The organism is Streptococcus sp. ST14 (assembly GCF_046098195.1).
Lineage (GTDB): Bacteria > Bacillota > Bacilli > Lactobacillales > Streptococcaceae > Streptococcus.
This window is the reverse complement of record NZ_JBJUSF010000017.1, coordinates 33,273-46,739: the sequence shown is the minus strand read 5'-3', so window position 1 is coordinate 46,739 and position 13,467 is coordinate 33,273. Positions and strand designations below refer to the sequence as shown.

The following is a 13,467-nucleotide window of genomic DNA, read 5'->3' as shown; positions in this document are numbered from 1 at the left end:
TATCAAAAAAGAAAGGACGAAATTTGTCCTTTCTCGAGCTTAGCTTTTCATCAACCCACTACAGTTGACAAAGAGCCATAATTAGAAGGAATCGATCAAAGAGGGTTATTAGTCTTTAAAATTCCTTTGGAAGATGAGGAGAGACAAGATTGAAGTAATGGCTGCCAAGAAGAGGAAGGCAGTTGCTTCTTGTTCCCCAGTTGCAGGGAGTTCTCTTTCCTTGTCTTCTTTGATTGTAGCTGTAACAGGAGCTTTTTCATCTTTTGATGATGAATTGTCTGTTACGACTGGAGCAGGTTTTTCAGTCTCTCTTGGTAGAACATACTCAGGAAGAGTCACAACTGGTGGCGCTTCTGTTCCAACTGAGCTTTGTTTGCTACCTACCTCAATCACTCGATTTTGTGCTGGAGTTGCTTCTGTTTGGAGAACCTTGCGATTGTTACCGTTCACTTCAACATACTCGACTAAGAGACCGTCTTTCCCTTCTGATAGAACTTGCTCTTTTCCTTTGTCTAATTGTGGGTTTTCGCGACGGATAGTCTTGAATGGTACTACCTTATTGACGATTTCCAAGCTTGGAAGTGTAAAGACAAGGTCTTTAACCCCATCCTCAGGACTTGAAGAAGTAATTGGTTTTTCAGGTTGCGCTGGAGTTTCCGGTTGAGCTGGTTTTTCAGGCTGAGCAGGTTTCTCAGGTTGAGCAGGTTTCTCAGGTTGAACTGGTTTTTCAGGTTGAACTGGTTTTTCAGGTTGAACTGGATTCTCAGGTTGAGTCGGCTTTTCCGGTTGAGCTGGAATTTCCGGTTGAGCAGGTTGTTCAGGTTGAACTGGATTCTCAGGTTGAGCTGGCTTTTCAGGCTGAGCAGGTTTCTCAGGTTGAGCAGGTTTTTCAGGCTGAGCAGGCTTTTCCGGTTGCGCCGGTTTCTCAGGCTGAGCAGGCTTTTCGGGCTGAGCAGGCTTTTCCGGTTGAGTAGGTTTCTCAGGTTGAGCTGGTTTTTCAGGTTGAACTGGTTTTTCAGGTTGAGCAGGTTTCTCAGGCTGAGCTGCTTCGAGCTTGCTGATTTGTTCGAGAGCAGTTTCTAGCGCTTGATTGACTGCTTCCTGAGTTTTAGCTTCTTGGATTGCAGCAATGGCTTGGTCAGCAATTGCTAACAATTGCTTCTTAGCTTCCTTGTTGGATCCAAGTTCAGCGCCTTTTTTCTCGATAGCTTTCGTCAAGCTGTCCATAGCCTTATCGTACTCAATTTCCGGTTGTTTTGGTTCAGCTGGTTGTTCAGGTTGTTCAGGTTTAGAAGGTTCTTCAGGCTGCTCAGGTTGCTCTGGACTAGGTTCCTCTTGGCCTCTTTGATAGTTCTCGTCCTTGGATAGGATATCTTGTAAGGCGCTGACAGTCAACATGACTTCTTGAACATCCACAGCTTCGGTACTGAGTTGGTTTCTCAATTTTTCTAGATTTGCTTGGAAAGCTTGGCGTGCAGTAGCCGTATTTTTCAAACCTGCTGGATCAAAGTTTGACAGATCATCTTTCCATTTTGAGATAGACTGGATGATATCTGCCTTGCTGTAGAGTTCACTGCCTTCGCCACGAGTGATAAATTGGTCTACCTGAATACCGATATTTCGAGACAAATCGTTTCGATCAGGATCGAGTTGAAGGGTGACTGCGTGCAAGTTTTCGTCCAGACCTTTTAGGCTAACCAGAGTTTGATTGCCTTGGCGTTGGGCAGCGTGACCGCTAAAGTATTTCTTACCATCAATAGTCGAAGCATTTCCCATCCCCTCTTGGTAAGGAACTTCTTTGCCGTCGAGGAATACCTTGTAGATACCATGATTTGGATCAACATAGCCCTTGATATCAAGTCCAGTACCGTAGAAGTAAGCTGTTACGGTTGTCTTTTTCTTTTGTTCATCAGTTAAGCGACCAAAGGATGCCCAAGACTCCGTTTTTTGGTACTTGTCTGCCGAATTGGTTTCATGGTGCCAGCCAGGACTGTAATCCAACTGACTAGCTTGGTCATCATAACTTGTTTGATCCTTGATCAGCAATTCAGCTTTCATCACTTGGATTGTTGCATCGGTAGCAAAACCGAGCAAGGCACCATCAGAAACAGAAGTGAGCTTGGCTTTAAAGTCAAAGATAGAGTCGGCTTGTTCTGTAAAGTCAATCGTTGGGATGGTCACAGTCTTTTCTGTTTCTCCATCTTTAAAGGTCACATCTTGAGTTGTATCTTGGTAAACTTTACCGTGAACCCCAGTTCCAGGTTCTGTGATAAAGCGAACAGTAGCAGTTCCCTTGCTTCCACCAACACGTTTAATCTTAACAGTGACTGGTTTTCCTTTTTCGACTTCGTAGTTGGTAGACTCGAGTTCAAACATTCCCTTGCTATCATTGTTTAGGGTGTAGATCCCTTCTGTAGCAATTGGTTCGCCTGTTTTATTAACGAGAGTAATAGTGTGTTGGCCTGGTGCTAAATCACCTGTCTCAAAGACTTTTTGGCTGCGTTTACGGCTTGCGTTCTTAGTTTGTACATCTGCAACCTTTTGACCATCAACATAGACGGACATTTCTCCGTGCCCTGGATCGACTGTAGAGACGACATAGGCCTTGGTTCCTGTGAAGGTATAGCTGACTTTGGCATCTTTTTGATTGGTCCACATAGAAGTGCCACGAACACCTTCAGATTCATTGTACCAAGTTGTACCGGCTGTATCCGCTGTTGTATTTGAGTGGTATTCAAGTCCAAGAGGGTAGCCGTCTGTCTTTTCGATACTACTTGGTGTTTTGTAGACAGAGAAGTTGGTCAAGATTGGAGTTGCTTGAGCACCAGTGATAGTTACACGGATTTTTTGTGCTTCTACAGGTTTACCTTGAATCAAGCGACGGTAACCAACAGTTGAACCTTCCCCGTAAGTCACCCAGCGTCCGTTGATTTCGACTTCAATCTTGAAACCAGAGATACGTTGACCTTTGGCGATATCTTCTTTGAGTTCGACAACGTCAAAGCGTCTCTTTTGTCCTAAATCGACTGTGAAACTACCAGTTGTGGCATCATTTGAGAGCGCCCAGCTAGTATCATCTTTACCGTCAGTCAGGTGACTTTCTTTGTAGAGGTGGTTCTGACGAGTAGAACTTGCTGTTACAGTGGCCCCTTTGGCAAAGTCAGTCGCATACATTTGGTCTAGGGTTGCTTTGAATTCCTTCAAGCGAGCCACATCCGCATCTGCGAATTTTCCTTCTTTGTTTGGTGGAATGTTGAGAAGGAGTGGGGTTCCACGACCAACAGATTTGAAGTAGATATCCATCAACTCTTTGAGTGATTTCGGCTGTTGATTGTCATGGTAGAACCAGCCAGAACGAATCGAAACATCAGCTTCCCCTACAGAGTACATGTCACCATCAGGGTCACCATGGTTGAGGTATTCATTTTTTACATCATCTGTGATGTTGGCTCTCTTGACTTTATGCCAGACAGGGTCACCTGCGATACCACGTTCATTTCCGATCCAGCGAACGCTTGTCGGTTGAGCAGAGAAGATGGCGATATCTCCTTCAGCTTCTTTGATATATTTGAACCATTCATCAAAGGTATAGGTCACTTTTTGGGCACCGCTACCACGCGCACCGTCCATCCAAACCTCGATAAATTTCCCTTTATTTCCGTATTTTGGATTTCCAAGGATTTCTTTCAGTTGGTTGAGATAGTATTGGTTGTATTCCTTTTCGGTTGCGACATGGTATTTTGGATGATTGGCATCCCATGGTGACAAGTAAACACCCATATTCATGTCGTACTTGCTAGCAGACTTGGAAACTTCTTCGAGAAGGTCACCCTTTCCATCTTTCCATGGACTAGCAGCTACGGTATGATCCGTATACTTAGAAGGGTAAGCAACGAAACCGTCGTGGTGTTTAACAACCATAATGGTTCGTTTGAAGCCCGTTTCCTTCAGAGTACGAATCCACTGGTCAGTATCCAAGTTGGTTGGATTGAAGTATCGGGGGTCTTCTTTCCCATTACCCCATTCAGAATTGGTGTAAGTGTTCATTCCGTAGTGGATGAAAGCTGCCAATTCTTCCTTGTGGTAATCGAGTTGAGCCTTACTTGGAAGAGGTCCATGGTTGCCAATCTCAGTTTCCTTATCTTCTGGATGAGCTACTGGTGGTGTAGGAGTCATTGGATTAGCTGTATCAGCGACTGGCTCGTATTCAAAGACGACCTCATTCACCCCTTTTTGCTGGATCCTTGCTTCCAAGCTAGCTTTGACTGGACGGTAGCCAGCAATGTCTTTTGCATGGAAGGTGTTGACAAAGGAAACGTCGTACTCTTGGCCGTCATTGTTATCAACTGTCGCTTCCGCTAGTTCAGTAGTGGTTCCTTTTTGACGGTAGTAAACTTTGAAAGAGCCTTTGTTGGCTTTATAGACCACCTTGATGACACGTGTACCGGCAGGCGCTTTGCTGACAACATTGTAATCTTCAGCCCAAGTATCTTTTAGTTGTTTATTGACCGCTACACCATCAATGGATACAATTTCGTATTTATCTTTATTCTTCTGATAGAAGTCCGTCTTCTCGATTTCTTTTTTGAAATTGTAGTCAAATGGCGAATCAACAGCTGTCTGTTCGATAAAAGTATCATTATCTTTGACAGGATTTCCTTCTTCGTCTTCGTGTTGGATAACCACACGTCCGTATTCAACTCCCTTGGTTAAGGTAGCGATTCCATCTTGGTTGAAGGAATATTCGTTGCTTCCGATAACAGCTGTTTCGTTCCGAAGCATACGCCCCTCATCAGTAAAGTAGTAACGATTTCCGTTGTCTCCCTGGTACCAGCCTTTCACACCATACTTGGCAATCATGTCCTTCACCCATTTCAGTTGTTCAGGTGAAAGGACGAGTCCGCCACCAAAGCGATCCTTTTCAGCCACACCATTGTCAACGGTTCCGTGTTGGTGAATCCCCAGAACTTTTCCTTGGCTATCGACAATCCCGCCACCAGACAAACCAGATACAGAAGTGGTTTGGTAGGTGATACCAGTCGTTCCCTTATCATCGTAGGGCTCAACAGATCGGATAGTACCGTCTGCCTTGTAAAGCTGACCAGCTAGGATAGGTTGTTTCAGTTCTTTTGAGCTCGAGTCAGTTGGGTAGCCAATCGTACTGATGGCTTCTCCCGGCTGATGTGTCTTGTGCTCCGCTAAAGGCGCAAAGGTTGCTGCTTTGTTTGGACTAGCAATCGGAAGAGGAATAGGAGCTTCTACAAGAGCAAGGTCATTCTTATAGCCTTTTCCAAACTCTTTCTTGTTCCAGAAATGGATGTCCTTTTCTCTGAATAAAACCGTAGTTCCAGAAGATGGAAGTGAGTTTTTCTTTTCGCTGTTTGAACCAACGTTATAGTAGAACTGGGCAGATTTTCCACCACGAATGTGACCTTCGCCAGTTTCTTTATTGGCCTCTAGGAAGTTATGAGCAACGGTAAGGATTAGATTAGGAGCTACAAAGATACCAGATCCTGAAACGAGGTAGCGTTGTTCTCCTGCGTTGTAAGTGCTGTAAACCATAGTAGCAGCAGTAGCAGGTTGTCCCTCGTAGTTGATATGTTTGAGGTCTTGACCACCGTTAATGATAGCACGGTTTCCGTTCTCAGTTTCTTTTGGAGCTTCTTCCTTATCCTTTAGAATGCTCTTAGTTTCTACTTTTGGACTAGCTTTTTTGTCAACGATAGTTGTCGTGTCGAGTTCTTTGACAGGTGTGTCTGGATAGGCACGGTCTTGAATTTCTTCAGGGAGCAAATCAGCACTGCTGGTATCGGCAGCAGGTGTTTCTTGTTTTTCAGCTTCTACACGGTCTTCTTCTTTGACTGGTTCAGCCTTGGTCTCTTCTATATCTGCTACTTGTTTAATTTGCTGATCTAAATTGGATGTCGTGGTAGGAGACGTTTCGTCTGCACGCACAGTTCCAGAAGCAAAAAATGCCAGTCCGACGATAACAGAGGCCACTCCTACAGTCAACTTCCGAATGCTAAAAGTTTGCCCTTTTTCAAAAAGGTATCGATTCATAATATACTCCTAGTTTTTAGAAAGGCAGTCAGCTACTGCCCAAGCCCAAGTCTGACTTGGTTACAACTTGATTTAATGAAAAAACTCTCTGATAATTTGTAAGCCACCTTACCTCCTGTTTATAAAGCGCTTTCATTTTAAGATAAAAAAATTTAAAAGGTCATTTCTCCCTTAAAATGACTGAAAACTTTTAATATAACAAATATACTAAATTAATGAAAGAATTGCAAGAGCAAAAAGCAAAAAAATAAATATAAATTAAAGAAAATCAGTTACTTTTTAAAGAAAAAACGCATCCTTTCATGGCTCAAACTAAATGAAAGGATACGTTTTAAAAAGAAATTAGAGTATTTTTTGGAGAGAATCTTGGATGGTTTGGGGGTCTGTTTTGGAAGAGAAGCGCTCAAGGACTTGCCCATCTCGACCAATGAGAAACTTAGCAAAATTCCATTCGATTCGTTTTCCTAGCGGGCCAGACTTCTGGTCTTTTAGCCAAACATAAAGAGGATCTGCTTCCTTGCCGTTGACCTTGATCTTGGCAAAGCGAGGGAAAGTGGTCTGATAGTGTAGGCTACAGAAACTATTGATTTCCTCTGCGCTGCCGGGTGCTTGTCCCATAAACTGATTGCAAGGGAAATCTAGGATTTCAAAGCCCTGATCTTGATAGCGTTCATAGAGTTCTTGAAGCCCCTGGTACTGGGGCGTTAAACCACATCCTGTAGCAGTGTTGACAATCAAGAGAACCTTGCCACGATAGCTCTCCAGGGGAGTTGCTTGGTTGTTTTGGTTCAAAACGGAAAAATCATATACGCTGGTCATGAGAGCCTCTTTTCTTTTTCTACATTGTAACAGTTTTTACCCTTTTCGTCGAGTTGGATGAGAGAAGTTGTTGAAAAAATACACAATTGTAGATAAATCAGGACAAAATGATGCTCCTTTTATGAAACATGGTATAATAGGCCTATATAGCTAAATGGAGTGTACTTATCACTAGGGAATCAGAAAAAGGATAAAACAGCCATGTCAACAGTAAAAAGTGATATAAATCTTGCGCAAACATATGCGACTCAGCTTAAAAATGCTTGTCAATCGTTAACAGCGATCGCTGCGGCTAGTCAGGATGACTTAACGACCCTTCAAGGGAATAACAAGGCTCATCAATGTCTGACAAAGGATCAAAATCTAGCTAGTCAGATAACAGCCGCTGTCACCCTAACTTCCGAACGACTTCACTCTGTAGCGAGTGATTTTGAAGCGCTAGATAAGGCTGCGGCCAATGGTTTTGGGAGTCATACATGAGCACGTTAGATGAGTTGAAGAAAAGAGAGCGAGAACTCTTGTACCAGCTAGAAGACAATGGAAAAGAGAAATACCGCACTAAAGAACTGATAGAAACCTTTGAAGGATATGATAGAGCTAGCCACCGTTATCAAAGTGATTTGTGGGAGGCAGCCTATCAGAGCCGATACGCAGGACAGTTGGAAGAAACGCTCCTGCAAAGAAATCAACTCAAAAACCAAATCTTTGAGGACCTCACCTACCACATGGATGATTTGAAGAAAGAAAAGTTCCGATTAGAGGGAGACTTGGATGCGGTTTACTATGAAAGGCGCAAGGAACTAGAAAGAGAGGAGGAGACGCGTCATGGGCATTGATATGTATTTGGAACAATCGCAACTACAAAGTTCAAGTGTAGCGACCATGTGTCAATCTCAGGTGGAGGCTTATCAAGCCTTGCAATCAGCCATCCAAAAGTTTTCAGAGGATAAGGAAAGTCTAAAGGGCGACGCTTATGATTCGGCTAGAAGTTTTTTTGCAAGTGTCTTATTGCACTTGAGCAAAGGGGGACAACTCTATGCAGAAACCTTCTCTCAAGCTATCAAGAAATTACCAGAAGACTACCAAACGATGGTCGACAGCAAGAGTTGGCGTGAGGATGATCTGCTTGATAAGATCCGCCAGGAAGAGCAAATGATCGCCTATCTGGATGAAGTCAACCAATCCCTTTCTTCCTTGACCATGGATAGCGAAGAAAAAGGGAGATTGAGACGTAGTAATGTGGAACTCATGCGAGGACACCACGCGAATAAACGTGTCTATGAAACAATCTTGAGAGACCTGCGTGCCTATGATAGCTATTCAGGAGGACTGTTCGATGAACTAGACAGTATCGATGTGCAGTTGAGTCGTGGGCTGGCCCAGATCGAAACGAGCTGGGATGCCAAGACAGGCGTCTTTAAAGTCCCATCTGACCTGACTTGGGCAAACTACCTGACTGCCTATTCTGATACAAAGGACTTGAAGCTCAGTCGCCAAGAGAAGGCCTTTGTCCAGACCATGATGGCAGAATACGGCTTTGATGCAGAGACAGCCCAACAGCTCTTGACCATCAAGCAAGGGATAGATAAGAAATTCCCAACCTCAAGTCAAGAGTTCCGTGACTATATCTTTTTGCGTGTCGTCGGTGCGGCCAACTATGATGACTTTAAGTGGAACGAAACGGCAGGTGGATTGTGGCAATATTTTTATTACGAATTTGTGAGTGATCCGAATACAGGCCAAAAATTGAGAACTTTGAAACCAGTTCTTGAAATCTTTCAAGAACTGGGGTTGAAAGAAGAAAAGGCAAAAGAACTGTATTATAACCTTAGACTGCAGCATACACTAGCTGGTGGAGGGAGTGATTCGGAGACAATGAAGTCAAGAGACTTGTCAGAGTATAATGAAGCGAAAGATAAGTATGAAAAAGTTTATGGCAAAAATAATAAATTTGACGAATTTTGGGACAGCAAGTTAAAGGCCTATTCTAACAATGGAGCAGGTCATGCAGACTTCGCCCACCAGTCCATCACTATGGCGACTCATCTTAATCCTAACCAAGCTCAGTTATCCGATCTCTATGGCGGTAGAGAGCGTGTCAAGGACCTTTCTGGCTGGGAGGGAGATACGACCTTTAATGCAAACGATATGAAGCCAAGTATCGGAGAGGATGACTACAAGGCGGATTTGGACTCGGTTAACCTTATCGGCCGTATGCAAAATGGGCAATCCTATGACCAAGCCATCTCTTCTTACTATGCTGAACTTCAAAAAGACTCCTCTCAGAGAGAAAGAGAATTCCTAAAAAATAAGGATTGGGATACAGTCAGAGATACTATTTATGATAGTTTGCGACCAACGGATATTAAGCTAGATGGAGAGGATGCTCTTAAAGCATATATTGAAAGAAAATATCCAGGAGTGTCCAAGTTTTTAAATCGCTTGGAAGCCGTGGCGGACTAGGAGGAAGTCTATGAAGAAAATACTAGGTGTTTTAACAATAATTGTATTACTTGTATCAGTTTGTTTTTACTTTTTTCCTAAACAACCTAAAAACGTTTTTGATGAAATCTATCAGGAAACAGAGAAAACCTATCTAGGAAATAATGTCTTTAACAAGTTGAAAGATGTTGAGACACATAAATATCAAGAGTATAGTGATGATTCTAAATTTTATCCAAGTGTTGTCTATGAGGGAAATGCTTTACCAGATAGCTATGAGAAAATTGCTATAGATTTTAATTTTAAATCCGAAGCTCAATTAAGCTTGATTTCATTTGAAAAACGAATAGAGTCCAACGTTAGTATAAAAATGTGGACTGTATATTCTCATAAAGAAGGTAATTTAAAAAAATTTGTAAAAATAGTTTTGAAGAAGGCAGATACGAAAAATTACATCGAAGACGAAGCTCAGGTAAAATCCTACCTAGAGCAGTATGGTATCACTGCCAAGGATTTGGATTCTTACTACGACGAAATCGTCAACCAGAAAGTCTTGAAAGATTGGTGTACCTTTTATGACAGTAAGTATTCTCCAAGCAACTATGGCGATGTCAAGATTGAAACCCAGTGGGAGAATTGGTGATAACATGAAAAAAATATTAGGTCTAATAGGGTTATATGCACTAATTGTATTATTTTGTTTCTACTTTTTTATCCATCAACCTAAAAATATCTTTGATGAGATTTATCAGGAGACGGAGAAAACCTATCGGTCAAATAATATTTTAAGAAAAATAGATGGCTTTGAAATCAGAGAAGTTTGGCCTAATGATAGTGAATACTTTGCATACACCCCTTCTGGGAAGTATCAAACTCGTCTTGGAGACTATAAAGATATAAGTATTAGCTTTAATTTTGGAGAAGGTATCAAAGGGATGACGATACGTTTTGAAAAAAGGATTAATTCGGATATTACTCTATGGTATTCAGCACACTATAATATAAAAAAGAAAATTCTCAAAAAAGGGCTTGCGATTTTTGAAGAGCCAAGGCAACCAGGTCAATATCTAGAGGACGAAGAAAAAATAAGAGAATATCTCAGAAAATATAATATTTCTAAAGAAGAATTAGAGCAAGACTATGACAAAATCGTCAATCAAAAAGTCTTGAAGGACTGGTGTTCGATTTATGACAGCAAGTACTCGCCAAGCAACTATGGTGATGTCAAGGTTGAAACCCAGTGGGAGAATTGGTGACGAGGGTCAGTAGATATTTTGGAAAATATCCTATGAATTGAAGTGGAAATCCCACCTAGAACGAACTAGGTGGGATTCTTTACCTATAAAATGAGAAATTAGCGAATCTTGCTCTATTTTTTAACGTGTTCCGATAAAAAGGCATAGGTCATGCTTCCAAAGATAGCAGCAATACTCAAACCAAATACCAGTAAAGGGATGAGGATATCTGTTTGAAAAAGTTTTTCTAAAAAAATAGAAAGAGGAATTTGTTGGACATAGAGTTTATGGAAACATAGCAAAGTAAATAAACCAATTAGAATACCGAAAAACACAATCCAACTCCGAAATTTGATTTGAGCTTTGCTATAGGTTTTGAGGATGATTTCTGATTTGTCATCCTTTTCAAGATGAAGCTCTTGTACGGCTCTTTGAGCTTTTATACTCATGAACAGAATGAGTCCAAAATAGAGGTAGGGCATGGCATCTCGAACCAACTCTATGAAGCGTCCAAATAGGAGATAGAACAAGAAGAGTAGGAGGGAGGAGTATACGATTTGGATCAAGGCACGGGCACAAGCCTTGTAAATCATCTCTTGACGGCATTCATCAAAAGGCCCTTGTATGTGAAAGAATAGTTTGAGTAAGCGAGTGGTGAAATCTTCTTTTTTCATGGGAGTGATCTCCTAAATGAGCGATTTTTGATTGACTTCTTTAAAGAGTTGATAGAGAGTATAGAAGTAAACCAAACTAAAAATGATACAGATTATTAGAAATACCAGGTATCTCCAATCCATAGGATTTGTTAAAAGTTGTGGAAAGGATACGAGGATAAAACAGAGAGATGCGTTTAGAAGACGTATTTTTTTTGATTGGATTTTCTGGAATCTCTGTCCCTTGTTCAATACAGGAAGGAATAAAAGAAAGATAATCAAGAAAGGATGCTCAATATGTCCAGAAAGTAGGAAAAAGGTAACAAAGATACTGATAAAAACATGACTGATCAGTAGTCTAGCTAGTGATTTCATAAGGGACCTCCTAGTCGTCTTCTTGGTCTTTCTTGGCTTTTCGAATGCGAAGAGAGACGATAATTTGTATGGTCACTCCGAAGAAGAGGGTAGCTAGGATAGTTGATACAAAATGCCCTGTATTTAAAAGAGAACCAAGATAATCCTTGCTATCATCGGTTAGGACATTCAGAAGCGGTATTCCAAAGAACATGCCCATGCCATAGATTAGACCGGCTTTTAGACCCGGAAGATGTAGCTGTTTGCTTTCTTTTTGACTCAGCATTTCGGGATCAATAGCTGTGATGCCCGTTTTCTTGGTTTGGGAGATCACATAGAGGGCAGCTACCATCGAAATGCCAAACACCACGAGAGGATAGCCGATAGCGACAATTTGCGGGTATTTATAAGCAAGGACAAAGGGAATGAGATTACCTAAAGTCATGAGGTAAAAGAGAATCACAAAGATTTTATTTCCGATGCGGTCAGCTTCGCGTCGTTTGTGTTCATCAAGTGGTCCTGAAATGCCATAAATGCGTTTGATAAGTTTTTCAGTGAAGGTTTCTTTTTTCATGAGTTTGCTCCTTTTTTAAAAATTATCCTCCCAAAAGAGACTGTTGAGGTCAGTTTGGAGGCTGCGGGCGAGATTGAGACAGAGTTCCAGGGTTGGATTGTACTTGTCGTTTTCAATCATATTGATGGTCTGTCTCGAGACACCGATATCTTTGGCGAGTTCGAGCTGGGAAATGCCTAGTTCTTTGCGAAATTCTTTCACACGATTCATCTGTTCTCCTTTCTGATTTGTGTCGTATATATTTGACTACATTATATTCTTCTATAGAGCGAATGTCAAGCATATTTGACATATTTCTTAAAGAAATCTTACTTGTTTTTTGTCTATTTGTCTGACAAGTGCAAGCTGGTCAGATTTGTGGTAAAATAGATAGGATATGACAAAAGAATTTCATCATGTAACGGTCTTGCTTCATGAAACGATTGATATGCTTGACGTAAAACCTGACGGTATCTACGTTGATGCGACTTTGGGCGGAGCAGGCCATAGCGAATATTTATTAAGTAAATTGAGCGAAAAAGGGCATCTCTATGCCTTTGACCAGGACCAGAATGCCATTGATAACGCGCAAAAACGTTTGGCACCCTATATCGAAAAAGAGATGGTAACCTTTATCAAGGATAACTTCCGTCATTTGCAGGCACGTTTGCAGGAGGCTGGTGTCCAGGAAATTGATGGAATTTGTTATGACTTGGGAGTGTCCAGTCCTCAGCTAGATCAGCGTGAGCGTGGCTTTTCTTATAAAAAGGATGCGCCACTGGATATGCGCATGAATCAGGAAGCTAGTCTGACGGCCTATGAGGTGGTCAATCATTATGACTATCATGACCTAGTTCGGATTTTTTTCAAGTATGGTGAGGATAAATTCTCTAAACAGGTTGCCCGTAAGATTGAGCAAGCGCGTGAGTTGAAACCTATTGAGACAACGACAGAATTGGCCGAGATTATCAAGTCCGCCAAGCCTGCCAAGGAACTCAAGAAAAAAGGTCATCCAGCCAAGCAGATTTTCCAAGCTATCCGTATTGAGGTCAATGATGAACTGGGTGCTGCAGATGAGTCCATCCAACAAGCTATGGAATTACTAGCAGTGGACGGAAGAATCTCAGTCATTACCTTTCATTCGCTGGAAGACCGTTTGACCAAGCAATTGTTCAAAGAGGCTTCAACAGTTGAGATACCAAAAGGCTTGCCTTTCATTCCAGATGAGCTCAAGCCCAAGATGGAATTAGTCTCTCGTAAACCAATTCTACCAAGCAAGGAGGAGTTGGAGGCAAATAATCGTTCCCACTCAGCCAAGCTACGAGTAGCTAGAAAAATTCACAAGTAAGGG

The 13,467-nt window shown here is 41.8% G+C and carries 12 protein-coding genes; 6 read left to right on the top strand and 6 right to left on the bottom strand.

What is annotated here, in order from left to right; translation table 11 throughout:
* Positions 1-108: 108 nt before the first annotated feature.
* Positions 109-6,060 (bottom strand): alpha-L-fucosidase, encoded by a 5,952-nt coding sequence (locus ACIY19_RS06800; protein ID WP_409003022.1) that lies wholly within the window; start codon positions 6,058-6,060, stop codon positions 109-111.
* A 342-nt stretch (positions 6,061-6,402) separates the two neighbouring features.
* Positions 6,403-6,879 (bottom strand): glutathione peroxidase, encoded by a 477-nt coding sequence (locus tag ACIY19_RS06795; RefSeq protein WP_049505165.1) that lies wholly within the window; start codon positions 6,877-6,879, stop codon positions 6,403-6,405.
* Between the two features lie 201 nt (positions 6,880-7,080).
* Here ACIY19_RS06795 and ACIY19_RS06790 point away from each other — a divergent pair, with 201 nt between their 5' ends.
* From ACIY19_RS06790 to ACIY19_RS06770, 5 genes are read left to right on the top strand one after another with little or no spacing between them, the layout of a single operon-like run.
* On the top strand, positions 7,081-7,359 hold the full coding sequence (locus ACIY19_RS06790; protein WP_049505164.1) for a TIGR04197 family type VII secretion effector: 279 nt from the start codon (positions 7,081-7,083) through the stop codon (positions 7,357-7,359).
* Positions 7,356-7,715 (top strand): DUF3958 family protein, encoded by a 360-nt coding sequence (locus ACIY19_RS06785; RefSeq protein ID WP_049505163.1) that lies wholly within the window; start codon positions 7,356-7,358, stop codon positions 7,713-7,715. The genes ACIY19_RS06790 and ACIY19_RS06785 overlap by 4 nt, the downstream gene beginning before the upstream one ends.
* A complete protein-coding gene (locus ACIY19_RS06780) occupies positions 7,705-9,342 on the top strand; it encodes a hypothetical protein (RefSeq protein ID WP_409003021.1) in 1,638 nt (545 codons plus the stop codon). Before ACIY19_RS06785 ends, ACIY19_RS06780 begins: the two co-directional genes overlap by 11 nt.
* A 10-nt stretch (positions 9,343-9,352) precedes the next feature.
* Positions 9,353-9,964, top strand: coding sequence for a TipC family immunity protein (locus ACIY19_RS06775; RefSeq protein ID WP_409003020.1), 612 nt, complete (start codon positions 9,353-9,355; stop codon positions 9,962-9,964).
* 4 nt (positions 9,965-9,968) lie between these two features.
* Positions 9,969-10,577: a TipC family immunity protein gene (locus ACIY19_RS06770; RefSeq protein WP_409003023.1), complete on the top strand. Its 609-nt coding sequence runs from the start codon at positions 9,969-9,971 to the stop codon at positions 10,575-10,577.
* Between the two features lie 113 nt (positions 10,578-10,690).
* On the opposite strand, the gene ACIY19_RS06765 is transcribed toward ACIY19_RS06770, so the two are convergent.
* The 4 genes from ACIY19_RS06765 to ACIY19_RS06750 are packed head-to-tail and all read right to left on the bottom strand — an operon-like array spanning position 10,691 to position 12,347.
* Complete coding sequence (locus tag ACIY19_RS06765; RefSeq protein WP_409003019.1) at positions 10,691-11,230, bottom strand: DUF3278 domain-containing protein; 540 nt, start codon at positions 11,228-11,230, stop codon at positions 10,691-10,693.
* 12 nt (positions 11,231-11,242) lie between these two features.
* Entirely contained in the window at positions 11,243-11,584 is a 342-nt protein-coding gene (locus tag ACIY19_RS06760) for a hypothetical protein (RefSeq protein WP_000838131.1), read from the bottom strand.
* A gap of 10 nt (positions 11,585-11,594) precedes the next feature.
* A complete protein-coding gene (locus tag ACIY19_RS06755; RefSeq protein WP_409003018.1) occupies positions 11,595-12,137 on the bottom strand; it encodes a DUF3278 domain-containing protein in 543 nt (180 codons plus the stop codon).
* A 15-nt stretch (positions 12,138-12,152) separates the two neighbouring features.
* Entirely contained in the window at positions 12,153-12,347 is a 195-nt protein-coding gene (locus ACIY19_RS06750; protein WP_001082471.1) for a helix-turn-helix transcriptional regulator, read from the bottom strand.
* A gap of 166 nt (positions 12,348-12,513) precedes the next feature.
* Between ACIY19_RS06750 and rsmH the strand changes: the two genes are divergently transcribed.
* Entirely contained in the window at positions 12,514-13,464 is a 951-nt protein-coding gene (gene rsmH / locus ACIY19_RS06745) for a 16S rRNA (cytosine(1402)-N(4))-methyltransferase RsmH (RefSeq protein ID WP_000159379.1), read from the top strand.
* Positions 13,465-13,467 lie beyond the last annotated feature (3 nt).

Bases quoted from the DNA above. Each gene is read 5' to 3' on its own strand.
- ACIY19_RS06750 (WP_001082471.1), bottom strand. From the start codon at position 12,347: ATGAATCGTGTGAAAGAATTTCGCAAAGAACTAGGCATTTCCCAGCTC.
- ACIY19_RS06760 (WP_000838131.1), bottom strand. From the start codon at position 11,584: ATGAAATCACTAGCTAGACTACTGATCAGTCATGTTTTTATCAGTATC.
- rsmH (WP_000159379.1), top strand. From the start codon at position 12,514: ATGACAAAAGAATTTCATCATGTAACGGTCTTGCTTCATGAAACGATT.
- ACIY19_RS06800 (WP_409003022.1), bottom strand. From the start codon at position 6,060: ATGAATCGATACCTTTTTGAAAAAGGGCAAACTTTTAGCATTCGGAAG.
- ACIY19_RS06795 (WP_049505165.1), bottom strand. From the start codon at position 6,879: ATGACCAGCGTATATGATTTTTCCGTTTTGAACCAAAACAACCAAGCA.
- ACIY19_RS06765 (WP_409003019.1), bottom strand. From the start codon at position 11,230: ATGAAAAAAGAAGATTTCACCACTCGCTTACTCAAACTATTCTTTCAC.
- ACIY19_RS06770 (WP_409003023.1), top strand. From the start codon at position 9,969: ATGAAAAAAATATTAGGTCTAATAGGGTTATATGCACTAATTGTATTA.
- ACIY19_RS06775 (WP_409003020.1), top strand. From the start codon at position 9,353: ATGAAGAAAATACTAGGTGTTTTAACAATAATTGTATTACTTGTATCA.
- ACIY19_RS06790 (WP_049505164.1), top strand. From the start codon at position 7,081: ATGTCAACAGTAAAAAGTGATATAAATCTTGCGCAAACATATGCGACT.
- ACIY19_RS06785 (WP_049505163.1), top strand. From the start codon at position 7,356: ATGAGCACGTTAGATGAGTTGAAGAAAAGAGAGCGAGAACTCTTGTAC.
- ACIY19_RS06780 (WP_409003021.1), top strand. From the start codon at position 7,705: ATGGGCATTGATATGTATTTGGAACAATCGCAACTACAAAGTTCAAGT.
- ACIY19_RS06755 (WP_409003018.1), bottom strand. From the start codon at position 12,137: ATGAAAAAAGAAACCTTCACTGAAAAACTTATCAAACGCATTTATGGC.